A 21347-nucleotide genomic window follows, 5' to 3' on the forward strand; every position below is an offset into this window, starting at 1 on the left:
TTCTTGGCGGCCAGGCGTGCATGGCGGCGCGAACCCTTGGACGGGCGGAAGGCCATGAACGGCAGCCTCCCGATGGATGGGTTTACGTCCCCCATCCTCATTTAAGCCTTCAGGCCCGGCTCACGCCGCTCCCTCAGCCCCGCTCGATCGCATCCACGTCGCACGCTTCGGGCCGGATCCTTGCGCCCTCTCCCTGTGACGGGACAGCTTTGATTATGCAGCGGGATTCAGCGCGTCTGATCCAGGCGGCTGAGAAAGTTGCAAGGGGTTGAGATCGTTGGGGTTCATCCGCCGAACGCCGGGGATCCACGCTGCTCTATCCCCATAACCAGGAACCTCCCCCTGTGGGGGAGGCGATCGCGGAGCGATCGGTGGGGGCAATCGGCCAGCCGACAGCAAGCTGATAACGTCCCCCCACCGGCCTTCGGCCGCCTCCCCCACGGGGGGAGGTTTTTGGGGGCTAGATCATCCCTTTGACGATCAAGTTCGGCAACACCGCATCGTCGAAATCCAGGCGCGGGCGGCCGATGCGGACGATGACCAGGTCGCGCGAGGGCGAGACATAGACGCGCTGGCCGCCGAAGCCGTCGAAATAGACGAGGTCGTCGGCCAGGAACGGCGCGCTGTGCGGGGCGGCGTAGGCGGTGGAGGGGCCGTAGGGGCGTTTGCCGTCTTCGACCGGGGCCGCGCGCCAGACCAGCAGGCCGTAGGCGGGATTGAGCGGGTTCGCCGCGGTGATCGTCGATATCCAGTCGGCCGGCAGCACCTGGCGCCCGTCGATCGCGCCGCCGCCCGCGACCAGCCGGCCCATCTGCAGCCAGTCGCGGGCCCGGGCCTGGAGGCCGGCGAAGAAGCGCGGCTCGCCGTCCTCGCGCTCGACCCACAGACGGGCGTCGGCGCCGCCCATCGGGCTCCACAGCGCCTTGGACAGGTAGGTCGCCGCATCGCCCAGGCCCTTGGCGGCGACGGCGCGCGACAGGGCCAGGCCGGCGATCTGGGCGGCGACGTTGTAGTAGTCGAAGATCTCGCCCGAGGGCCGCTGCGCCTGCACCGACAGGGCCGTCTCGCTGATCCTGTCGCCCAGCATCAGGGCCAGGGCGACGGGGTCGCCCTTGTCGAGGCTGTGCACCGTCAGGCCCGAGCTCATGCCCAGCAGGTGGCGCAGCGGGATCGCGCCGCGGGCGTCGTCGCGCCACTCAGCGATATAGAGGCCGACCGGATCGTCGATCGAGGCGATGGCGCCGTCGCGGATCGCCGCGCCGTAGAGCAGGCCCAGCGCCGACTTGTGCATCGAGAAGGTCTCGAACAGGCTGTCGGCCGACAGATGCGGCGCATAGGCCTCGTGCCGCAGGGCGCCGCCGGCGAAGACCAGCAGGGCCAGGCCGTCATGGGCGTCGGAATAGGCCTGGGCGGCGTCGAGGGCGGCTTGCGAGATCCCGCCCGGCACGACCGGCGAGGCGTCGGGCACGGCCGCGCCGGCCACCGGGCGCAGGGGGGCGTAGCCATGGATCTCGTCCACGCCTCGTCCGTTCATCGTCGTCATCCCAAGCCCCTGAAAAACATCCGTTACGAGCTGTGAACCTAGGCTCTAGCGCGGTTCGCAAACGCTTGCGCGCAAAGGCGCCCGCACAGCGGATAGCCCGTCCGCGACCCCTGTGAATCGAGGATGCGAGGACTAGCGTCGAGGCTGGAATTCCAGCGTCCCGGGGAGTGCGCCATGACCTTCGTCGTCCGTTCGGTCGAACCTCAGACGGAGGGGGCCAAAGCCTTCCTCGCCCAGCGTCGCAAGCAGCTCCTGATCGACGGCGCCTGGGTCGATGCGGCCGGCGGCGAGACCTTCGAGACCAAGGATCCGGCCACCGGCGTGGTGCTCGCCGACGTCGCCAAGGGCGGAGCGGCCGATGTCGACGCGGCCGTGGCCGCCGCCCGCAAGGCCTTCGAGGGCGGCGAGTGGCCCAGCCTGACGCCGATGCAGCGTTCGCGCCTGCTGTGGGCCTTGGCCGACCTGATCGAGGCCAATATCGACGAACTGGCCGAGCTGGAGACCCTCGACCAGGGCAAGCCGCTCTACGTCGGCCGTTGGGCCGAGATCCCCGGCGCGGTGAACCAGTTCCGTTACTATGCCGGCCTGGCCACGGCCATCGAAGGCCGCACGATCGACAGCTCGATCAACTACCAGCCGGCCGGCAAGCAGGTGGCCAGCTGGACCCTGCGCGAGCCGGTGGGCGTGGTCGCAGCCATCGTGCCGTGGAACTCGCCGCTGGTGCTGACCGCCATGAAGCTGGCGCCGGCCCTGGCCGCCGGCTGCACCGTGGTGCTGAAGCCCGCCGAAGACACCTCGCTGACCGCCGTGCGCCTGGCCCAGCTGGTGCAGCAGGCCGGTTTCCCGGCAGGCGTGCTGAACCTGGTCACGGGCCTGGGCGGCGAGGCCGGCGCGGCCCTGGCCGCGCATCCGGACGTCGACAAGGTGGCCTTCACCGGCTCGACCCCGACGGGCCGGGCGATCCTCGACGCGGCCAAGGGCAACCTCAAGAAGGTCAGCCTGGAGCTGGGCGGCAAGTCGCCGGTGGTGATCCTGCCGGACGCCGACCTGGATCTGGCCATCCCCGGCGCGGCCAACGCCATCTTCTTCAACGCCGGCCAGGTGTGCGTGGCCGGCTCGCGGCTCTACGCCCATCGTTCGATCTATGACCGGGTGGTCGAGGGGGTGGCGGCCCAGGCCAGGGGACTGCAGCTGGGTCATGGCCTGGATCCGGCCACCCACATGGGGCCGCTGGTCTCGCGCAAGCAGGCCGACCGCGTGGCCGGCTTCGTGGCTGGCGCAGCGGCGGCCGGGGCCGAGGTGCTGACCGGCGGCGTCCAAGGCGGCGACGAGGGGACCTTCGTAACCCCCGCCGTGGTGGCGCGGGTGACCGCCGACATGGCTATCGTCCGCGAGGAGGTGTTCGGTCCCGTGGTGGTCGTGCAGGCCTATGACGAGATCGACGAGGTGGTGGCCGCCGCCAACGACAGCGAGTTCGGCCTGGCCGCCAGCCTCTGGACCGAGAGCCTGTCGCACGCCCACCGCCTGTCGCGCCGCATCAAGGCCGGCACAGTGTGGATCAACTGCCACTCGATGTACGACAACGCCCTGCCGATCGGCGGGGTGAAGGCCTCGGGCTGGGGGCGCGACAGCGGCCAGGTCGCCCTCGACGGCTACCTGGAATGGAAGACGGTCTGCGCGGTCGTCTGATGGAAACCGTCGAGATCGCCATCGCCGACCGGCGGGTCCTGCTGACGGTGGCGAGGCCCGCTGGTCAGCCCAAGGCCGCCATCGCCTTTTCGCACGGCGCCTTCTCCGCGCCCGACAAGTATTCGGCCCTGCTGGAAGGTTGGGCGGCGGCCGGCCTGCTGGCGGCCGCGCCGCTGCACGTGGACAGCACCGACCACCCCGAGCGTTCGGCCTATGACCAGGGCGCGGTCTGGCGCACGCGGCTGGAGGACCAGGCCGCGACGCTGGACTGGCTGGCCGGGCAGGGGGCGCTTTGCCGAGATGATTGGGGGCTCGCCGCCGCCGGTCACTCGTTTGGCGCGCTGCTGGCGCTGGCGGCCGGGGGCGCGGGCGTGCTGGCCCCGCCCGGCGCGCCGACGCTGGATGCGCGCGTGAAAGCCGTGATCGCCCTGTCGCCGCCGCCGGCCACGCCGCCGCTGATCGGGCCGGAGGGCTTTGCGAGCACCGCCGCGCCGCTGCTGGTGCAGACCGGCGACGCCGACGTGCTGCCAGGCTTCGTCGACGACTGGCGCATGCGCCTGATCGCCTATGAGGCCCCGGCGCCGGGCGGCAGGCACGCGCTGGTGCTGCCGGGCGTCGATCACTATTTCGGCGGGCTGATCTGCCGGCCGGAGCTGCCGGGCCCGGCGCAGGCCGAGGGCTTCGCGCAGGCGCTTGCGGCCTCGGCGGACCTTGTGCTGGCCCATGCCGCCGGCGACGCTTCGGCGGCCGCCCGCATCGCCGCCCGGTCGAGCGATTGCAGCTTCACCACCCGCTGACCGTTCTGCGGATAGCGGGTCCGACACGCCTTTCAGCCAGGCGCGACGGGGTTAAAGTCCCTCATCGAAACAAGGTTTTAGAGGTGCCTCATGGACGCTCCGGCCCTGGCCCAACGCGGGCGCGCGTCGCTCGATTTCCAGGCGGGCATATCGAAGGCGACCTTCGGCCTGCACTTCGCCTCCGAGGCGGAGCTGGCCATGAAGGGCGTCACCGCCCAGACGATGCCCGACGACATGGATGAACGTCATGCCCTGGTCGTCGAGACCCTGGCCGACTCCAAGATCTTCAAGATCCGCGAGCTGTTCGGCGAATGGGCCTCGCGCACCCACGGCGCGCACTGCGACGAAGCCTTCGAGGAGCGTCGCGCGGTCATCGAGCCCTACCTCAAGGCCCTCGACGAAGGCCCGGCCACCCTGGACTACGGCGACGGCGAGACCCCGCCCAGCTACTGGAGCAAGGTCTGGTTCCACCGCACCACCGGCGGCTGGGACCACATCGACCACACCGGCTATGTCCACGGCGAGCTGGTGCACAAGCAACTGGTGGCGCGCGGCTACGGCGGCGACATCTTCGGCCAGCGCCGGGCCGCCGCCCAGCAGGCCCCGCGCCGCGACTACAAGGAAATCCTCGATATCGGCTGCGGCTCGGGCCACTTCACCCAGGCCCTGCAGGAGACTTTCCCGGAAGCCCAGATCACCGGCATCGACTGGTCGGCCCGCATGCTCGAACAGGCCCGTCGCGTGGCCAACGAGAAGGGCTGGAACTGGAAGCTGATGGTCAAGGGTGGCGAGAACTCCGGTTTCGCCGACGAGAGCTTCGATCTCGTGACAACCTTCATCCTGTTCCACGAGGCGCCGCCGCGGATCATCAAGGCGGTGCTGGAAGAGGCCTTCCGGATGCTGAAGCCGGGCGGCGACATCATCATGGCCGACGTGCCGCGCTATGCGGAAATCGATAAGATGGCGTCCTGGCGCTACGACTACCTGGCCAAGTGGGGCGGCGAGCCCTACTGGCGCGCCTCGGCCAGCATGGACCTGATCCAGACCTGCAAGGACATCGGCTTCGTCGACGTCGAGGGCGCGACCCAGGCTCCGACCCACTCGTACTACGTGCTGCGCGCTCACAAGCCCGCCTGATCCTTCCGACAACGAGCGAGCGACATGAACGCGATGAACCAGAAGACCTTCGAGCGCCCGATCTCCGAGCCGGTGAACCGCCGGATGCTGACCGTCGACCAGATCGACGACCTGGGCGAGGCCATCCTGTCCCTGACCCGCGAGATCTGGGTGCTGACCGACCGCGTCCACGTGCTGGAAGCGGTGCTGGAAAGCCACGGCGTGCTGGCCAACGCCGAGATCGACGCCTTCCAGCCGGGTCCGGAACTGCAGGCCCAGCTGAACGCCAAGCGCGACGCCATCGTCCAGAACCTGATGCGCGCGCTGCGCGCGGCTCCGGAAGCCCGGAGCTAGCCTCGTCCCCGCCGCAACTGCGCGGTGTTAGCCTGGCGCGGTCGGAAACGACCGCGCCGTTTTTTTGATCCCTCTCCCTGAAGGGAGAGGTGGCGCCGAAGCCGACGGAGAGGGAACGTCTTGTGGAGGTTGGAGGAGCCGCCGTGTAAGCGGAAACTTCCCCCTCCGGCCCTCCGGGTCACCTCCCCCTTCAGGGGGAGGGTCTTTATCAGAGCCCCAGCGCCCCCGGGTTCATCACGCCCTTCGGGTCCACCGCGGCCTTGATCGCACGGACCAGGTCCAGCGAAGGGGCCTCCAGCACTTCGCCGTACGGATACAGCTTGCCGAGCTGGAAGTGCACGGCGCCGTGCTGGGCGTAGAGCGCGATGATCTGGGCCTTGAGCTTGCCCACGAAGGCCGTGGTTTCGGGATCGTCGGCGTATTGGGGCAGGCTGGCCAGGTGCTCGGCGGGCAGGACGCCGGCGTGGTAGGCGGTCTGGGCGCCGGGCCAGTAGAGGGCGACCTCGTAGAGGAAGCCGGACGGGCGCAGCACCTCGAACATGCCGCCGCGCCAGACGCCGCGGGCTGTCATCTCGTCGGCGTGGCTGGCGTAGAGGGCTTCCAGGGCCTGGTGGAAGGCCGCGACATGGCTGTGGGGCAGGATGCCGTTCAGCGGGGCCCAGCGCTCGCCCTTGGGGCCAAGCACGTTGTAGAGCGGGGCGAACGGCATGCCGCGCACGATGGTCGGCATGGTGTTGGGGATCTCGACCCCCTCGGCCGTCATCAGGGTGCGCAGGCGGTCCAGCCGCGCCTTGGCCTCGCGGTCATCGACGCCCTCGAGGATGTAGTGGACCATGTACTGCGCCTTGCGCAGGGCGCGGTCGCCGGCCAGGGCCATCTTGCTCAGCTGCCTGAGGCCCGCGACCAGCGACGGCGAACTCTTCAGCACGGTCAGGGCCATCTGCACGACGGCGGCGTTGTCCTGGCGGGCGATCTGGCCCTGGGCCAGGGGGGCGTCGATGGCGAAGTGCTCGTCGTCGAGGCTCTCGATCGACGCCGCGCGCATGGCGCGGGCCAGGCTGGGCAGGTCTTCGAAGGCGAAGGAGGCGCATTGGAAGGCGGGCCTCTTGGCGATCAGCGGCAGGGTGATCCGCGCCTTGATCCCGAGCGCGCCGCAGTCGCCCAGGAACAGTCCGCAAAGATCGGGGCCGTACCAGCGAGCGAAGGGCGAGGCGCCGCGGGCGGCCGAGCCGGTCCGCAGCAGGGACCCGTCGGCGATGACGACGTCGACCGACACGGCCGACTCCGCCGAGCTGCCGTAGAGGCCCGAGCCGTGGCTGATGGCGTGCTGCGACATCGACCCGCCGATGGTGGCGGCGAGCCCCGAGAACGGGCCGAAGAACGGGGTGCGCAGGCCTAAGGGATCGAGCGCGTCCTTCAGCTGGGCCCAGGTGACCCCAGCCTCGACCGTGACATAGGCGTCGGTCTGGTTGATCTCGACGATGCGGGAAAGCGCGCCCGTGTCGATCAGCACCGTGTCGGCGCGGGTCGCCAGGTAGCCGTCGGTATAGGAGGCGCCCCCGCCGCGCGGGACGATGGCGACGCCCTCGGCCGCTGCCTCGCGCACGACCGCCTGCAACTGGTCGACATCGGCGGGGCGGACCACGGCCAGCGGCGTTTCCAGCCGGCGATAGACGTCGGTGGCGAAGGGCAGGGCGGCCTCGCCCGTCAGGACGCCGCCGGCGCCGACGATCGCCTCCAGGCGTGCAAGGAGGCCGGCGTCGGCCGGGGCGGTACGCGTCTTGACGGGCATAGGCTCTACTCAGATCAGGTCACAGGATCAGGTTTGGGCGATGTCTTCGATGGTGGCGCGGAAGCGCTCGGCCGTGTCGGCCGCGGCGGCTTCCGAGGCGTCCTTGCGGGCCAGGTAGAAGAGGCGGCCCAGGAAGTCCTGGCGCCAGGCCTCGCGGGCCTCCAGGGCGGGCTGGTCGAGCTGCAGGGCCTCGATCTCGGCGGCCAGGTCCAGGCCCTTGGCGGCATGGACGCGTTCGGCGCTGTCGAGGCGGTCGTGCAGCACGGCCAGTTCGTTGGCCAGGACCATGATCATCGACATGGCCTGGTCGAGGCCCGGGGCCTCGTAGAACTGCGGGCGCTTGCCCTTGGCATCGCGGATGACGTGCGGGCGCTCGGCCTGCGGAGCGTGGGCGTTCATCGTATTATCCTTCGAACTCATCAGGCCTTGCGGGCGATCAGGACTTCCCAGCCGCCGCCGGGAGCGTATTCGCCGGCGGCGAACTCGCGGTCGGAGACCGCCGCGCTGGCGTCCTGGCTGTAGCCGGCGGCTTGCTGGGCGACGAACTCCATGATGGCCATGGGCGCGGTGTCGAACTTGATGCTCTCGGGCGGGAAGCCGGCGGCCTTGGCCAGGGCGACCTGGTCGGTCTCGCGCATTGCGCCCCAGAACGGCTCGTTGTTGTACCAGGTCTCGTTGTCCAGGATGAACTGGGTGAACGGGTCCATGTTGTCGAACGGCGGCAGGTCGGCGTGGATCATGTAGCCGCCGGGCGCCAGCAGGCGGTGGCACTCGTTGAAGATGCGCGGCATGGCCTTGCCCGACGTCTCGTGCAGCAGGATGTGGCTGACGATCAGATCGAAGGAGCCGTCCTCGAAGCGGGTCTCCTCGGCGTTCATCTGGGCGAAGTTCACTTCGAGGCCCAGGCCCGCGGCGCGAGCATGCGCGTAGCGCACCTGCGGGGCGGCGACGTCGACGCCCCAGACTTCAGCCTCGGGGAACAGCTCCTTGTAGGGCAGGGTCGAGTGGCCGACCGTGCAGCCCAGATCGAGGATCCGCTTGGGCTTGAAGCCGTCCAGGCGCCGGTTGACGTAGTTGCAGACCGAGCGGCCCATGTCGTCGTTGAACGGGCCCATGTAGCCCATGGCGTAGAGATAGACGCCGCGGTCGTAGAGGGCGCCCGTCGAGATGTCGTCCGGGGCCACCGCGCCGGCATAGCCGCCGGGCATGCAGTGAATGTCGATCGAGGTGACGTAGCGCGGGGTCTCGAATTCCTCGGGCAGGTCGAGCTGGCCCTTGGCCGACGCCGACAGGCCGCGGGCCTTCTCGATCAGTTCGGGCAACTCGCGGTCGATCGTGACGTTGGTCGATTCCCAGAGCAGCTCCTGGGCGATGCGGTTGGCCGCGGCGTAGTGCTGGAAATAGAGGTCCTTGACCATGGCCGAGCGGATGTCGCGGCGGTCGGCGGGCGCGCGGCCATGCTCGCGCTCGAAGGCCTTGGCGGCGCGGACGCCGAACACGGGCCCCAGGCCCGGCAGCAGACCCTGCTGGATGAACTGCTTGAAGCTCTTGGTGAATTCCTGGCGCGAGCCCTCGTCATGGGTCGGCTTGGGCAGGATCGGGTGATCGACCTGCTGGAAGGTGTTGAGCATCTCGGCGGACATGGCGGCCTCCAAACAGCCGGCCCGGAAGGGCGGCGCGAACTGAGGCTAATCTGAAGGGGACCGATCAGTCAAAATATTGCGTTCAGCGGATGCTCCGCTAGGCGGTCAGCCCGGGCGCTGGGCAGGTGGGTGGCGGCTGGCGGGCAGGGAAGAGGCGTCCGCCAGAAAGCCCCTCTCCCAGAGGGAGAGGGAGGGGCCCGCCGCGACGCGGCGGGAGGGTGAGGGGTTACGAGGTCGGACGACGTGCCGGCGCTCCGTCGGGCGCCGTAACCCCTCACCCCGACCCTCTCCCTATGGGAGAGGGGGGCTTAAACCTCCACAGCCCCCGCGTCATACGCGAAGAGGCCCAGGGTCTCTTCGTTCTTGATCTCGGTCATGCCGTAGAGGTGGGCTTCGTCGCCTTCCAGGCGGTCGGCGTTGAGGTTGGATTCGACCTGGATGAAGCCGCATCGTTCCTTGCGGGCGGCTTCGTAGCGGGCCAGGGCTTCGGGAACGTCCGACGCGGCTTCGAAGGCGCGGGCCAGGACGAGGGCGTCCTCGATGGCGGCGGCGGCGCCCTGGCCCAGGAACGGGGTCATGGCGTGGGCGGCGTCGCCCAGCAGGGCCACGCGGCCGCCGCGCACCCAGGTCTTCAGGGGCTGGCGGGCGAAGACGGCCCACTTGTAGAGGGCGGCCGGGTCGATGGTGTCGAGCAGGGCCTGGACGTCGTCGCTCCAGCCCTCGAAGGTCTTGCGCAGGTCGGCGAGATCCGCGCGGATCGTCCAGCCTTCCTCGGCCCAGCCTTCCTGGCGGGCGAAGAAGACGAGGTTGAGCAGGGTGGAGCCTCGCAGCGGATAGCGCACGGCCATGCGGCCCGGGCCGATGTGGATGCCGGGGAAGTGGGCCAGATCCTCAAGCAGGGCGCTCTCGACCGGCACGATGGCGCGCCAGACGACGTGGCCGGTGAAGTGCGGCTCGCCCGGGTCGAAGCCCTTGCGCACGCCCGATTTCACGCCGTCGGCGCCGATCACGGCGTCGCCCTTGATCTCAGTTCCGTCGGCCAGGGCGGCGATCGCGCCGTCGGCAGTCGGCTCGGCGGCGACGCAAGGGCTGGACAGGCGCACAGTGGCCCGGCCGGTGGCCTCGAGCGCCTCGACCAGGATGGCGTGCAGGTCGGCGCGGTGGATGTAGACGTAAGGCGCGCCGTAGAGGTCTCGCACCTTCTGGCCGCGCTCGAAGGCGACAAGGTCGCGGCCGTCGGACCAGTGCTGCACCCGCTGGCGCTGGGGCTCGACGCCGGCCGTGGTGATCGCCTCGGCCAGGCCCAGGTGGTGATAGACGCGCATGGCGTTGGGGGCCAGGGTGACGCCGGCGCCGATCTCGCCAAGGGCGGGAGCCTGTTCCAGCACCTCGACGGTGTGGCCGGCCCGGGCCAGGGCGATGGCGGCGGTCAGGCCGCCGATGCCGGCGCCGGCGACGATCAGGTGCTGGGGACGCATGGGTAGTCTCCGGAACTTAGGCGCCAAATCAGGCTGCCAAAATCAGGCGTAGGTCGCCGCGTCGGCCAGCAGGGCGTCGAGCCCGGCGACCGCGTTCAGGCGGGGAAGGTCGAGAATGTCGAGGCCGTCGGTCGTGCCCTCGCTGCGCAGCATGGCCAGCCACTCGGGCGCGTAGCGGGCCAGGCCGTGCAGCAGCAGCATCGGGTGCAGGGCGATGGCGAAGCCCAGCTCCTGCAGTTCTGCGCCCGTGCGCACGGCGGTGATCCCGCCCTCGACCAGGTTGTGGACCAGGGGAACGCGGGCGGCGAAGCGCTCGGCCACGGCCCTGGTCTCTTCGAGCGTGCGGGGACCCTCGACGAAGACGATGTCGGCGCCGGCCTCCAGATAGGCCTCGGCGCGATCCATGGCGGCTTGCGGCCCCTCGACGCCGAGCGCATCCGTGCGGCCGATGATCAGGGTCTGCGAGCGGGCGTCGACGGCGGCGCGAACCTTGCCGACCATCTCTGCTACCGGGATCACGCCCTTGCCGCGGATATGGCCGCAGCGCTTGGGGAAGGTCTGGTCTTCCAGCTGCACGGCCGACGCGCCGGCCCGTTCCAGCACCTTGACCGTCCGCTGGGTGTTCAGCGCGTTGCCGAAACCCGTGTCGATGTCGACGATCAGCGGGATATCGACGCGGTCGGCGATGGCCCGCACCGCGTCGGCCAGCTCGCCGACGCCGACGAGGCCGACGTCCGGACGGCCCAGGCGGGCCAGCGACAGGGCCGCGCCCGACAGGAACGCGGCCTCGAAGCCGGCCTGCTCGACCAGCAGGGCCGAGAAGCCGTCATAGCAGCCGGGCGCGGCCAGCAGCCGGCGGCGGCCGTCGGGGCCGGCCGCCAGCCGCTGGCGCAGGCGAGCCCCGTTCACTCCGCGGCCTTGGCGCTGGCGCCGGTCGGGATGTGGCTCTCGTGGTTGGCCAGATACCAGTCGGCGATCTCCTCGCGGGTGGCGAACCACACGCCCGGCAGGTTCTTGGCGTGCTGGATGAATTCGCGCAGGGCGCGGATCCGGTAGGCCCGGCCCGAGACGTGCGGGTGGATGCCCACGTTCATGATCCGGCCCGAGGTGGCGCCTTCCTTGTAGAGGACGTTCAACTCCTCGATCATCACGTCGCGGTATTCGTCGGTGGTGTGGCCGCGACGGGTGAGCAGGGTGAAGTCGTTGATCTCGTTCGAATAGGGCGTCGAGACGATCGGGCCGTTCGGCGTGCGCAGCAGATAGGGCTGGTCGTCGTTGAGCAGGTCGCAATAGAAGGTGCAGCCGTGCTCGGCGAGGATGTCGGCGGTCTGCAGCGTGCCGCGCAGGGACGACGACAGCCAGCCCTTGGCGCGCTTGCCGACGTACTTCTCGTATTGCTCCAGCGAGCGCAGGACGATGTCGCGCTCCTTGGCCGGTTCATGGGCGAAGTCGGTCAGCAGCTCGCCCTGTTCCCAGTTGTGGGCCAGAAGCTCCCAGCCGCGCTCCAGGCAGGCGTCGGTCATGGCCTTGCGGCGCTCGAAGGTCACAGCGTTGGTGGTGCAGCTGGCCTTGACGCCCTGCTCGTCGAACAGGTCGAACAGCCGCCAGATGCCCACGCGCTGGCCGTACTCGCGCCAGGTGTAGTTGGGGAAGTCGGGCGTATCGCCGGCCAGCACGTCGGGCAGCACGGCCGGACCGCCGGCGTAGTACTTCTCCTTGGTCGGCTTGGTGAGGTCCCAGGTCTCCAGGTTGAAGGTCATGACCAGGGCCACGCGTGCGCCGTTCGGCCAGATCAGCGGCTTGCGGTGCGGGAGCGGAACGTAATCGTATTCCATGCCGGTACTCTCTGATCTCTGACGACTAGTGTTCCAGAAGGAGCGAGCCGAAGCCGTCCACCTTGTCCTGGATCCCCATGCTCCGGAGAGCATGCCAGTAGGTGGCGGTGTTGATGGCCACGACCGGCTTTTCCAGCCAGAACTCGGCGACGCCGGCGACCTTGGCGAAGGCCAGGTTGGTGCCGCACTGGACGACGGCGTCGGCGCCTTCGGAGACCTCGATGGCCGCGCGCTTGAGGGTCTGCGGATCCTCGTGGGCGATCAGCATCGGGGAGGGGGACTTCAGGCCCTTCACCTGGGTGACCTCGTAGCCCAGGTCCTCGAAGAACTTGCGCACCTGGTTGTCCCCGACCGGCATGTAGGGGGTGATGACCCCGATCTTCTTGATGCCCCCATAGGCCTTCAGCGCCGCGTCGACGGCGGTGGAGCCCATCACGACCGGCACCCCCCCGGTGCGCTCCAGCATGCGCTGGGTCAGGCGCTCGGCGCCGTCTGCGCCATCCCAGAAGGTCTCGGCCGACATGCCCATGACCACGCAGGCCGGGTCCATGGTCATGGCGACATCGACGCTGTCCATGGTCGCATCACGGATGTTCTGCAGCATCACCATGAACGACTCGTCGTCGGTGACCTTGGTGTCCGGTATGGCGATCCGCTGGAAGTGGTTGGTCACGCCGCGTGGGCGCATGTCGTCGTATTCGGGCTGGACGCTCGTGTTGGTCGACGGCGCGATCACCGCGTACTTCAGGCGGTGTCCCAATGAATCCGGCATGACGCTTCCTTCGACCTGCGACGTTTCGATGGTCGAGGAATGGCAAAGCCGAAGCGGCCGCGCCGCACCCCAGGAGCCGATATCCGCCCGGCGGATAGGAAAAGGCGCCGTCAGAGCGGGAAGGACGGGCGTCGCTAGGGTCGTCGTTGAACCACAACGGAAATTCCTCCGGGGGACGAGACCATGCCCGCCTTCATCATCGCCACCACCGTCATCACCGACCCGCCGCGCTTCATGGAGTACGTGAAGGCCATTTCGGGCCTGGCCGAGCGTTTCGGCGGCGAGACCTATGTCCGCGGTCCGGTGACCGAAGTGCTGGAGGGCGAGGTCCCCGAAGGCGAGCGCGTGATCGTCACCCGTTACCCCGACGCCGCCGCGGCCAAGGCCTATCTGCACTCTGACGAGTACCAGGCCGCCAAGCTCCTGCGGAAGAACGCGGGCGACGTCGTGGTCCGCATGATCGTCGTCGACTGATCAAGACGCGTGAGCCGGGGCGCGAGGGGGAAACCGCGCCCGCAACGCCGATCCAAAACTAGCGAGGTTCCGTGGAACGATTCCAAGTCGTCGTCGCCGGCGCTGGGCCCGTGGGCTCGGTCGCGGCCTATCGGCTGGCCCAACTGGGCGTCGAGGTGCTGCTGCTGGAGGCCGCGCCGCGCTGCCCAGAGGACCTGCGCGCCTCGACCATGCATCCGCCGACGCTCGACATGATGAAGGCGCTGGGGGTGCTGGACGAGCTGGAGGCCCAGGGCCTTCGCGCGCCGGTCTATCACTATCGCAATCGCCTGACGGGCGAGGTGATGGCCTTCGACATGAGCGAGCTGGCCGACATCAGCGAGCACCCCTACCGGCTGCAATGCGAGCAGTTCAAGCTGGCCCGCCTGCTGACCGAGAAGCTGGCCGCCCATCCCAAGGGCGAGGTGCGGTTCTCGCACCGCCTGGCCCACTTCACCCAGGACGACCAGGGCGTCACCGCCTCGATCGAGGCGCCCTTCGGCATCGAGCAGGTGCGTTGCGACTATCTGATCGGCGCCGACGGGGCCAATTCGATCGTTCGCAAGTGGCTGGACGTCGAGTTCGAGGGCTTCACCTATCCGGAGAAGTTCCTGACCCTGTCGACCGACTGGCCGCTGGAGGATCACTTCAAGGGCCTGGCCCACGTCAACTACGTGGCCGATCCCAAGGAGTGGTGCGTGCTGCTGCGGGTGCCGTCGCTGTGGCGCATCCTGGTGCCGGCCAATGGCGAGGAGAGCGACGAGGCGCTGCTGTCGGACGCCAAGAAGGAAGCCGTCTTCGGCGGCCTGCTGGGCGAGGGAGCATCGATCAAGACCGCGCACCGCACGCTCTACAAGGTGCACCAGCGGGTGGCCAAGACCTACCATGTGGGTCGCGTGCTGCTGGCCGGGGATGCGGCCCACCTCAACAACCCGCTGGGCGGGTTCGGCATGAACTCGGGCATCCACGACGTCTGGAGCCTGACGCAGAAGCTGGCCGAGATCCTGCTGGAGAAGGGCGACGCGCAGGCGCTGCTGCCGCTCTACGATCGCCAGCGGCGGGCGGTGATGCACAAGTTCATCCAGACCCAGACGATCGCCAACAAGGCGGCGATGGAGGCGGGCACGGCCGAGGCCTATGCCGAGCGCGAGGCCAAGATGCGCCAGATCCTGGCCGATCCGGAGCAGCGGCGCGAGTACCTGCTGCTGCAGTCTATGTACAAGAGCCTCGAGCTCGAAGCGGCGACGGCGTGAGGGCGGGGCGGTGATCCAGTTTCACACAATCCCGACCGCCAACGGCCAGAAGGTGCGGATCGTGCTGGAGGAGACGGGGCTGGCCTACAGGCTGGCCCCCATCGACCTCTATGCCGGCGAGCACAAGCGGCCTGACTACAAGGCCGCGCTGAGCCCGTTCGGCAAGGCGCCGGCGATCGTCGATCCCGATGGTCCCGGGGGCGAGCCGATCGTGCTGGCCGAGACCCTGGCCATCGCCTGGTACCTGGCCGAGAAGGCCGCAAGCGACCTTTTGCCCAAGGGGCCGGGCGAGCGGGCCGAGTTCCTGATGTGGGCCTCGGCGGTGTCGTCGCAGCTGGCCGGGGCCTTCACGAACCAGTTCGTGGCCACGGTGATGGCCCCGGAAAAGACCCCGTGGGCGATCGAGCGGTCGCTGGCCGACTGCCACGAGCAGCTGGCGGCGTTCGAGGCCCGGCTGGCCAGCCGCGTCTACATGCTGGGCGAGCGCTTCACGATCCTGGACGCACTGTTCTTCCCGATGGTGGCCAGCTCGGCCAGGCGCCTGGAAGGCGGGCTCGATCCCTACCCGAACCTGGCGCGCTACGAGGCCTTCATCGGCCAGCGGCCGGGCGTTCAGCGGGGCATGGCGGCGGGCTGACGCGAACGTCGTTCGCCTGCAACCTTGGCGCCGTACCGGGCTCGAAAACCTTGTGAGACAGTCGCCCGCACGGTTAACGCGAGGCGGCCCGGATGGAGCGCAGCTGGATCAAGGGCCGGGTCTTCGTCGTCGACGACGACCCGGTTCTGCTGAACTTCCTGGAGGGCGCGCTCGCCAGGTCCGGCTATCTGGTCCAGGCCTTCGAGACCGCCCGCAGCGCGCTGCACGCTGCCGCCATCGACCGGCCGGCGATCTGGCTTATCGACATCCGCATGCCCGACATGGACGGCATGGAGCTCCTGAAGATGCTGCGCGCCGGCGAGGAGCACCGGCAGACGCCGGTGATCATGGTGACGGGCGACGGGCGTCTCGACCGCATCGCCAGCGCCATGGGCGCGGGGGCGACGACCTACCTGCTGAAACCGTTCTCGCCCCAGCAGGTGGTGGAGAAGGTCTATGCCGCGCTGAGGTTGGGGTAAGGGAGCTACCCCCATCCCGTGAAATCCCTTCGCGGGGATTTCACGGATGATGGCAGGCGTGGCGAGAAACACTTACCAAGCCACCTCGGCGCCCGCCAGGTCGAGGAACTTGCCCGTATCGTCGAGGCTCAGCCCGGCGATGACCTTCTGCTGGCCTTCGACGCTTTCCTCGACGGAGTAGGGCGCGTCGGGGCCGCCGAGCGCGGTGCGGGTCCAGCCGGGGGCCATGGCGATGACGGTGACGCCGTCGCCCTTCAGTTCCACCGCCAGGCCCTTGGCCAGCATGTTCAGCGCCGCCTTGGACGAGCGGTAGGCGTGCGAGCCGCCGTAGATGTTGGTTCCGATCGAGGCCAGGCCGCTCGACATCATGACGATGGTCTTCTTGTCGCCGGCCTTCACGTTGTCGATCAGCGCCGCGGTGATCCGGAAGGGCGAGACGACGTTGGTGGCCAGAATGTCGGCCCAGATCTCGTAGTCCATCCCGTCCAGGGTCTGGTGGGCCATGCCCTCGGGCAGGGGAATGGGGCCGTAGGTGCCGGCGTTGTTGATCAGCACGTCGATCGCTGCGCCTCGAAGACGCTCGGCGAAGGCGGCGACGGAGCCCGCGTCGTTCACCGACAGCGCCTCGATGCGGACCTTGCCGGGATGTGCGGCGGCGATGGCCTGCAGGTCGTCGGCGGCGGCCGGATCGCGGCAGGTGGCGATGACGCCGGCGCCGGCGGCGGCGTATTGGCGGACGTGCTCCAGGCCGATGCCGCGATTGGCGCCGGTGATCAGGACCGTGGTCATGGCGTGCTCTCCTGTTCGTTGCTGGCGGCGACTTGAACCGCTCGCCGCGACGCGGGCGTGGCGGCGGCGATCTTCGCCGCTGTGCGGATAACGGGCCCGGCCGCCGGGAGCCGGCGAGGGACGGGCGCTAGGACCGAGGCTCAAAAGAGTCCGCTGGAGCCGCCCTTGACCGCCATCCTCAAGGCTTACGCCGATACGCCCGCCGGCCAGGTGCACCTGCGCCGGGTGGACGGCCCCGGCGATCCGATCGTGCTTCTGCACCGCACGCCGGTCAGCTCGGCCTGCTTCGACGGCGTTCTGGCCCGCCTGGCCGGCCGTCGCGCGGCCATCGCGCTTGATACGCCCGGCTTTGGCCAGTCGTTCCGTCCCAAGGGCCTGCCTTCGACGGCGGACTACGGGGCCTGGCTGCTGGCGGCGCTGGACGCCGTGGGCGTCGAGCGTTTCCACCTGGCCGGCCACCACACGGGCACCCACATCGGCGCCGAGATCGCCGTGGCCGCGCCGGGCCGCGTGCGCTCGCTGCTGCTGAACGGTGTGCTGTTCGCCACCGCCGCCGAACGCGAGATGTTCCGAACCCAGGTCGGCCAGGCCGCGCCGATCGATGCTCACGGCGCCTACCTGATCCAGTCCTGGGGCACGATGAAGGGGTTGATGCCCCGCTTCGACGCCCAACTCGTGCAGGCCGAGTTCCTGGGCGCGATCGGCGCGCCGGACGGCCGAAACCAGGCCTTCGGGGCGATCTTCGACCAGGACTTCGCCAGCGTCTTCAAGGGCGTGACCTGCCCGGTCACCGTGCTGCAGGCGGTTGACGACCCGCTGGCCGGCTTCGTCAGCCGCATCCGCACCGCACGGCCGGGCGTGGTGGTCACCACCCAGGGCAAGACCGGCGTCGCCGCGCCCGAACTCGAGCCCGAAATCTTCGCCGAAACCCTGCTGGCTTTCGCGGCCGGCGTCGAAACCACGCCTCCGAACACCCCCCTTCAATGGACTCCGCCCATGACCAATCGCCGTTTCTCCCTCGTCCGCGCCGAGCAGGGCTTCGAACTGGCCGACACCATCGTGCCGGTCCCGCAGCCGGGTCCGGGCGAGGTGCTGGTGCGCGTGCGCGCGGTGGCGCTGAATCGTCGCGACGTGATGATCCGCAAGGGCTGGTATCCGGTGGGCGAGGCCGACGGCTTCACCCCGCTGTCGGACGCCGCCGGCGAGATCGTCGCCCTGGGTGACGGGGTCGGAGACCTGGCGGTGGGCGATCGCGTGGCCTCGACCTTCTTCCAGGCCTGGCCGGAAGGGCGCATCACCTTCCCGGCGGTGATCTCGTCGCTGGGCGCCGGCGGCCCCGGCGTGCTGGCCGAGCACGTGGTGCTGTCGGCCGGCGGCGTGGTGAAGCTGCCCGACAGCCTCGACTTCGTGCAGGGCGCGACCCTGACCTGCTCGGGCGTGACGGCCTGGTCGTCGCTGGTGACGCACGGCGGCCTGAAGGCCGGCGACTGGGTGGTGACGCTGGGCACCGGCGGCGTCTCGCTGTGGGGTCTGCAGATCGCCAAGGCTTTTGGCGCCAGGGTGGCCGTGGTCGGCGGCGACGACGCCAAGCTGGCCCGCGCCAAGGAGCTGGGCGCCGACCTGACGGTAAACTATCGCACTACGCCCGACTGGGATGTCGCGGTGAAGGAAGCCACCGGCGGCGGCGTGCAGCACGCCCTGGAACTGGGCGGCGCCGGCACCCTGGCCAAGTCGCAGGCCAGCCTCGGCGTCGGCGGCCACGTGGCCGTCATTGGCGCGCTGGATGGCTTTGGCGGTACGCTGGACGCCTCGGCCATGGTCATGGCCGCCCAGCGCGCCACGGCGATCTCGGTGGGCTCGCGCGCCGACCACCAGGCGCTGTCGGACTTCGTGGCGGCCAAGGGCATCGTCCCGGTGGTCGACGCCGTCTTCGCCCTCGACGCCATCGAGGGCGCCTACACCCGCGCCGACCAGGGCGCGTTCGGCAAGGTGGTGGTGACGCTCTGATCGTGATCCTTCAACCCCTTGCGGGAGAAGGTGTCGGCGATGGCCGACGGATGAGGGGTCTCTCAAAAGCAAGACGCCGCGACAGCTGATCGGCTGTCGCGGCGTTTCTGTTCGTGCAACCCCTCACCCGACCCGCTGCGCGGCCCCCCTCTCCAGCAAGGGTAGAGGGCTCATGTTCAGGCTTCCACCACCTCGACCAGCGCCCCGCCAGGGGCGCGCAGGACGCCGGCGCGCTTGCCGCCGTAGACGGCGCCGGCGCGGACCGTGGGGGGCGCGATCCAGTCGCCCGTCACGCTGTCGAAGTCCGGATGCTTGAGGGTGCAGATGGCGACGCCCGGCGGCAGGGCGCCAGGGTGGCCGGGGCGCGCCGTGGCTTGCTCCGGGTACTGGTCGAACTCTAGGAAGACGTCCTTCTCAAACGTCGCCGTCGCCAGGGCGTGGCGGCTGTCTTTGGGAAGATCGAAGGCGTCGTTGATCATGTGGTAGACGATGGTCATCGGCGTGCCGACGTCCAGGCCCAGGGTCTGGGCGAACCAGCGGCCGCTGGCCTCCATGTCGTCGCTGGCCAGGACGAGGATGAACAGCTTGTCGATCAGGCTGCCGGGATGGGGCAGGCCATTGCCGGGCGAGATGATCTCGGTGAGGTAGACGATCTCGCCGTCGGGACCCTTGACCTGCATCGGATGGATGGTCGGCAGGCCGTCGATGCGCCTGGGCGGGCCGATGATCTCGAACGGCGCGTCCTGCATGCGGGCGTTCACGGCCATCACGTCCTGGCAGCAGATCTCGATCGCGGCCCAGCCGTAGGTGCGCAACGGCAGGTATTGGGGGGCCGGATCGCCCTCGACGAAGCGCAGGAAGACGTCGGCGCCGCTGGCCGGCTGCAGTACGGCGTAGGGCCGGCCGGCGCTGGCCGGGGCCCCCCAGCTTGCGGCGACGTCGGCGGGGACCTCGCCCTCTTCGACCACGGCGTAGTCCAGCCACTGGGCGTAGCGTTGCGCGGTCGCCCCGACGTTCGGCGTCACCAGGGTGGCGGCCCTAAGAAGGTTCATCGATATGTCCTTGAAATCGTAAGGGCTTCAGTCGCGCAGTTCGACGGCGACGTCTTCCGAAGCGACGTCGCCCGTGGCGGTCGCGGCTTCGGCCTCCTGCTGGACGATGCGCAGCACGCGGGAAAGGTATTCCTGCAGCCACAGGCCGCGCTCGGCGGCGGCCTCGGCCGACGGCTCGAAGCGCTCGATCTCGGTGCGATCGAGGCTGCCGCGGGATTCCAGCACGCGCTCCAGCGTGTCGAGCCGGGCGCGGGCGACGGCCAGCTCCTGGACCACGGCCATGGTGATGGCCAGCACGCGCTCGACTTCCGGATTGGCGAAGAAATAGGGGCGCTTGCCGGCGGGCTTGGCGCCGGCGTCGGCCAGGGCGTCTGCGATGCTCATCGTGACTTTCGCGCTCCGATCACGCGCCAGGCGGCCTTGCGGCCATAGTCTTCGCTGTCGTCGTCGGCGGCGTCGGGGAAGACCTCGCGGTCGACCACGGCGGTGACGCCGTCATGGATCAGCTCGCCTGCCGCAAAGCCGGCCTCGACCATGCGGGCGTCCAGGTCGATCTCGTGCAGCGTGCTCCAGAAGGGCTCGTTATTGTAGAAGGCGTCCCAGTCGCGCATGGCCTGCTCGAACAGCGGCATGGTCGGCGCGTATTGCGGTTGCTCGACGTGCAGCACGACGCCGCCGGGCGCCAGGACGCGGCGGCTCTCGGCGAAAATGGCCTTCATCGAGGTCAGCGACAGCTCGTGCAGGAACATCGTGGTCTGCACCCAGTCGAAGCTCTCGTTCTCGAAGCGCGACAGGTCGGCGCCGTCGGCCTGGACGAAGCGGATGTTCTCCACCCCCAGCGAAGCGGCGCGGGCGGCGGCGTAGCGCAGCATCGGCCCGCCGACGTCGATGGCGACGACCTCGGCGTCAGGAAAGGCCTGGGCGATCGGCAGCGCGCTGTGGCCGACCGTGGCGCCGATGTCGAGGATGCGGCGCGGCTTGAAGTCGGGAAGCCGGCGCTGCACCCAGCGCACCACGGCCTGGCCGCCGCCGTCGGAGAAGCGGCCGAGCAGCCCCCCGGTGGTGGCGAAGCCGCCGTGGTCGTAGTTGGCGCCGCCCGACACGTCGCCTTCGAAGCGCTCGACGTGATAGCTGCCGGGCATGCAGTGATGGTCGACGGCGCTCACATAGCGCGGGATCTTCAGGTCAGGGTCAAGCTCCAGCCGGTCGTGGCCGGCGTTCAGTGCGGCGGCCTTGGCGGCCAGCTCCTCGGCCTGACGCAGGGTGGTCCAGCGGCCGGCCTGCTGGCGCTGCTCCATGGTCAGGCGGCGAAGGGCCGACCAAGTCTGGAAGGCGGGATCCTTCAGCAGGGCCTTGCGGACCTCGTGGCGATCCCCAGGCGCGCGATCGTTGGCCTTCTCGAAGGCCGGCAGGGCGCGGGTTTCCCAGGCTTGCTTCACGCCGGGGATGAGGCGGGTGGAGAGGTGGCGGTTGAGCTGGGCCAGGACGTTCAGCCGCTCGACCTCGTCATGCGACATGTCGGGGAACACCCCATGGCGGCCGACCTTGCGATAGTCGGGCGGGCCGTCATAGGCCTGGATCGGCCCCTCGTTGACGCGACCGGTCATGGCGCACTCCTA

At 69.5% G+C, this 21347-nt stretch carries 22 protein-coding genes; 9 read left to right on the plus strand and 13 right to left on the minus strand.

Going from position 1 to position 21347, the window contains the following annotated elements; genetic code table 11:
• Positions 1–460 precede the first annotated feature (460 nt).
• Positions 461–1534 (minus strand): serine hydrolase domain-containing protein, encoded by a 1074-nt coding sequence (locus DDF67_RS17900; RefSeq protein ID WP_158278069.1) that lies wholly within the window; start codon positions 1532–1534, stop codon positions 461–463.
• Positions 1535–1717: 183 nt separating this feature from the next.
• Here DDF67_RS17900 and DDF67_RS17905 point away from each other — a divergent pair, with 183 nt between their 5' ends.
• The 4 genes from DDF67_RS17905 (at position 1718) to DDF67_RS17920 (ending at position 5499) form a co-directional block, all read left to right on the plus strand.
• On the plus strand, positions 1718–3232 hold the full coding sequence (locus DDF67_RS17905) for an aldehyde dehydrogenase family protein (protein ID WP_109102203.1): 1515 nt from the start codon (positions 1718–1720) through the stop codon (positions 3230–3232).
• Complete coding sequence (locus DDF67_RS17910) at positions 3205–4029, plus strand: alpha/beta hydrolase (RefSeq protein ID WP_146198052.1); 825 nt, start codon at positions 3205–3207, stop codon at positions 4027–4029. Before DDF67_RS17905 ends, DDF67_RS17910 begins: the two co-directional genes overlap by 28 nt.
• 90 nt (positions 4030–4119) lie before the next feature.
• Positions 4120–5166, plus strand: coding sequence for a class I SAM-dependent methyltransferase (locus tag DDF67_RS17915; RefSeq protein WP_109102205.1), 1047 nt, complete (start codon positions 4120–4122; stop codon positions 5164–5166).
• Positions 5167–5190: 24 nt separating this feature from the next.
• Positions 5191–5499, plus strand: coding sequence for a hypothetical protein (locus DDF67_RS17920; protein WP_109102206.1), 309 nt, complete (start codon positions 5191–5193; stop codon positions 5497–5499).
• Between the two features lie 208 nt (positions 5500–5707).
• Here DDF67_RS17920 and DDF67_RS17925 read toward each other — a convergent pair whose 3' ends face one another.
• The 8 genes from DDF67_RS17925 to DDF67_RS17960 form a co-directional block, all read right to left on the minus strand.
• Positions 5708–7291: an FAD-binding oxidoreductase gene (locus DDF67_RS17925; RefSeq protein ID WP_109102207.1), complete on the minus strand. Its 1584-nt coding sequence runs from the start codon at positions 7289–7291 to the stop codon at positions 5708–5710.
• Between the two features lie 27 nt (positions 7292–7318).
• Entirely contained in the window at positions 7319–7690 is a 372-nt protein-coding gene (locus DDF67_RS17930; protein WP_109102208.1) for a hypothetical protein, read from the minus strand.
• Between the two features lie 20 nt (positions 7691–7710).
• Positions 7711–8934, minus strand: a complete 1224-nt coding sequence (locus DDF67_RS17935) for a class I SAM-dependent methyltransferase (RefSeq protein ID WP_199229269.1) — start codon at positions 8932–8934, stop codon at positions 7711–7713.
• A 68-nt stretch (positions 8935–9002) separates the two neighbouring features.
• The gene (locus tag DDF67_RS26415; RefSeq protein ID WP_109102209.1) at positions 9003–9212 is read right to left on the minus strand and encodes a hypothetical protein; all 210 of its coding nucleotides are present in this window, start codon (positions 9210–9212) and stop codon (positions 9003–9005) included.
• Positions 9213–9242: 30 nt separating this feature from the next.
• On the minus strand, positions 9243–10412 hold the full coding sequence (locus tag DDF67_RS17945; RefSeq protein ID WP_109102210.1) for an FAD-dependent monooxygenase: 1170 nt from the start codon (positions 10410–10412) through the stop codon (positions 9243–9245).
• A 42-nt stretch (positions 10413–10454) separates the two neighbouring features.
• Positions 10455–11321: an isocitrate lyase/PEP mutase family protein gene (locus tag DDF67_RS17950; protein WP_109102211.1), complete on the minus strand. Its 867-nt coding sequence runs from the start codon at positions 11319–11321 to the stop codon at positions 10455–10457.
• Positions 11318–12247 carry a polysaccharide deacetylase family protein gene (locus DDF67_RS17955; protein ID WP_109102212.1) on the minus strand — a complete coding sequence of 310 codons (930 nt, stop codon included), beginning with the start codon at positions 12245–12247 and terminating at the stop codon, positions 11318–11320. The genes DDF67_RS17950 and DDF67_RS17955 overlap by 4 nt, the downstream gene beginning before the upstream one ends.
• A gap of 25 nt (positions 12248–12272) precedes the next feature.
• Entirely contained in the window at positions 12273–13019 is a 747-nt protein-coding gene (locus DDF67_RS17960) for a maleate cis-trans isomerase family protein (protein WP_109102213.1), read from the minus strand.
• 183 nt (positions 13020–13202) lie between these two features.
• Here DDF67_RS17960 and DDF67_RS17965 point away from each other — a divergent pair, with 183 nt between their 5' ends.
• The 4 genes from DDF67_RS17965 (at position 13203) to DDF67_RS17980 (ending at position 15880) form a co-directional block, all read left to right on the plus strand.
• Entirely contained in the window at positions 13203–13493 is a 291-nt protein-coding gene (locus DDF67_RS17965; RefSeq protein WP_058350252.1) for a DUF1330 domain-containing protein, read from the plus strand.
• Positions 13494–13564: 71 nt separating this feature from the next.
• Complete coding sequence (locus tag DDF67_RS17970; protein WP_109102214.1) at positions 13565–14764, plus strand: FAD-dependent oxidoreductase; 1200 nt, start codon at positions 13565–13567, stop codon at positions 14762–14764.
• A 10-nt stretch (positions 14765–14774) separates the two neighbouring features.
• Positions 14775–15401 (plus strand): glutathione S-transferase family protein, encoded by a 627-nt coding sequence (locus DDF67_RS17975; RefSeq protein WP_158278070.1) that lies wholly within the window; start codon positions 14775–14777, stop codon positions 15399–15401.
• A 92-nt stretch (positions 15402–15493) separates the two neighbouring features.
• On the plus strand, positions 15494–15880 hold the full coding sequence (locus DDF67_RS17980) for a response regulator (RefSeq protein ID WP_109102216.1): 387 nt from the start codon (positions 15494–15496) through the stop codon (positions 15878–15880).
• A 72-nt stretch (positions 15881–15952) separates the two neighbouring features.
• Here DDF67_RS17980 and DDF67_RS17985 read toward each other — a convergent pair whose 3' ends face one another.
• A complete protein-coding gene (locus DDF67_RS17985) occupies positions 15953–16669 on the minus strand; it encodes an SDR family oxidoreductase (protein WP_109102217.1) in 717 nt (238 codons plus the stop codon).
• 165 nt (positions 16670–16834) lie between these two features.
• Between DDF67_RS17985 and DDF67_RS17990 the strand changes: the two genes are divergently transcribed.
• Complete coding sequence (locus tag DDF67_RS17990) at positions 16835–18676, plus strand: alpha/beta fold hydrolase (RefSeq protein ID WP_158278071.1); 1842 nt, start codon at positions 16835–16837, stop codon at positions 18674–18676.
• 176 nt (positions 18677–18852) lie between these two features.
• Here DDF67_RS17990 and DDF67_RS17995 read toward each other — a convergent pair whose 3' ends face one another.
• From DDF67_RS17995 to DDF67_RS18005, 3 genes are read right to left on the minus strand one after another with little or no spacing between them, the layout of a single operon-like run.
• Positions 18853–19728: a VOC family protein gene (locus tag DDF67_RS17995; protein ID WP_109102219.1), complete on the minus strand. Its 876-nt coding sequence runs from the start codon at positions 19726–19728 to the stop codon at positions 18853–18855.
• A 27-nt stretch (positions 19729–19755) separates the two neighbouring features.
• The gene (locus tag DDF67_RS18000) at positions 19756–20112 is read right to left on the minus strand and encodes a hypothetical protein (RefSeq protein WP_109102220.1); all 357 of its coding nucleotides are present in this window, start codon (positions 20110–20112) and stop codon (positions 19756–19758) included.
• The gene (locus tag DDF67_RS18005; protein WP_109102221.1) at positions 20109–21335 is read right to left on the minus strand and encodes a class I SAM-dependent methyltransferase; all 1227 of its coding nucleotides are present in this window, start codon (positions 21333–21335) and stop codon (positions 20109–20111) included. The genes DDF67_RS18000 and DDF67_RS18005 overlap by 4 nt, the downstream gene beginning before the upstream one ends.
• Positions 21336–21347: the final 12 nt, after the last annotated feature.

Origin of the sequence: Caulobacter endophyticus (assembly GCF_003116815.1) — a bacterium.
In the GTDB taxonomy this organism is placed as follows: domain Bacteria; phylum Pseudomonadota; class Alphaproteobacteria; order Caulobacterales; family Caulobacteraceae; genus Caulobacter; species Caulobacter endophyticus.

Coding starts and splice junctions, on each gene's coding strand:
- DDF67_RS17900 (WP_158278069.1), bottom strand. CDS start 1,534: ATGAACGGACGAGGCGTGGACGAGATCCATGGCTACGCCCCCCTGCGC.
- DDF67_RS17905 (WP_109102203.1), top strand. CDS start 1,718: ATGACCTTCGTCGTCCGTTCGGTCGAACCTCAGACGGAGGGGGCCAAA.
- DDF67_RS17910 (WP_146198052.1), top strand. CDS start 3,205: ATGGAAGACGGTCTGCGCGGTCGTCTGATGGAAACCGTCGAGATCGCC.
- DDF67_RS17915 (WP_109102205.1), top strand. CDS start 4,120: ATGGACGCTCCGGCCCTGGCCCAACGCGGGCGCGCGTCGCTCGATTTC.
- DDF67_RS17920 (WP_109102206.1), top strand. CDS start 5,191: ATGAACGCGATGAACCAGAAGACCTTCGAGCGCCCGATCTCCGAGCCG.
- DDF67_RS17925 (WP_109102207.1), bottom strand. CDS start 7,291: ATGCCCGTCAAGACGCGTACCGCCCCGGCCGACGCCGGCCTCCTTGCA.
- DDF67_RS17930 (WP_109102208.1), bottom strand. CDS start 7,690: ATGAACGCCCACGCTCCGCAGGCCGAGCGCCCGCACGTCATCCGCGAT.
- DDF67_RS17935 (WP_199229269.1), bottom strand. CDS start 8,934: ATGTCCGCCGAGATGCTCAACACCTTCCAGCAGGTCGATCACCCGATC.
- DDF67_RS17945 (WP_109102210.1), bottom strand. CDS start 10,412: ATGCGTCCCCAGCACCTGATCGTCGCCGGCGCCGGCATCGGCGGCCTG.
- DDF67_RS17955 (WP_109102212.1), bottom strand. CDS start 12,247: ATGGAATACGATTACGTTCCGCTCCCGCACCGCAAGCCGCTGATCTGG.
- DDF67_RS17960 (WP_109102213.1), bottom strand. CDS start 13,019: ATGCCGGATTCATTGGGACACCGCCTGAAGTACGCGGTGATCGCGCCG.
- DDF67_RS17965 (WP_058350252.1), top strand. CDS start 13,203: ATGCCCGCCTTCATCATCGCCACCACCGTCATCACCGACCCGCCGCGC.
- DDF67_RS17980 (WP_109102216.1), top strand. CDS start 15,494: ATGGAGCGCAGCTGGATCAAGGGCCGGGTCTTCGTCGTCGACGACGAC.
- DDF67_RS17985 (WP_109102217.1), bottom strand. CDS start 16,669: ATGACCACGGTCCTGATCACCGGCGCCAATCGCGGCATCGGCCTGGAG.
- DDF67_RS17995 (WP_109102219.1), bottom strand. CDS start 19,728: ATGAACCTTCTTAGGGCCGCCACCCTGGTGACGCCGAACGTCGGGGCG.
- DDF67_RS18000 (WP_109102220.1), bottom strand. CDS start 20,112: ATGAGCATCGCAGACGCCCTGGCCGACGCCGGCGCCAAGCCCGCCGGC.
- DDF67_RS18005 (WP_109102221.1), bottom strand. CDS start 21,335: ATGACCGGTCGCGTCAACGAGGGGCCGATCCAGGCCTATGACGGCCCG.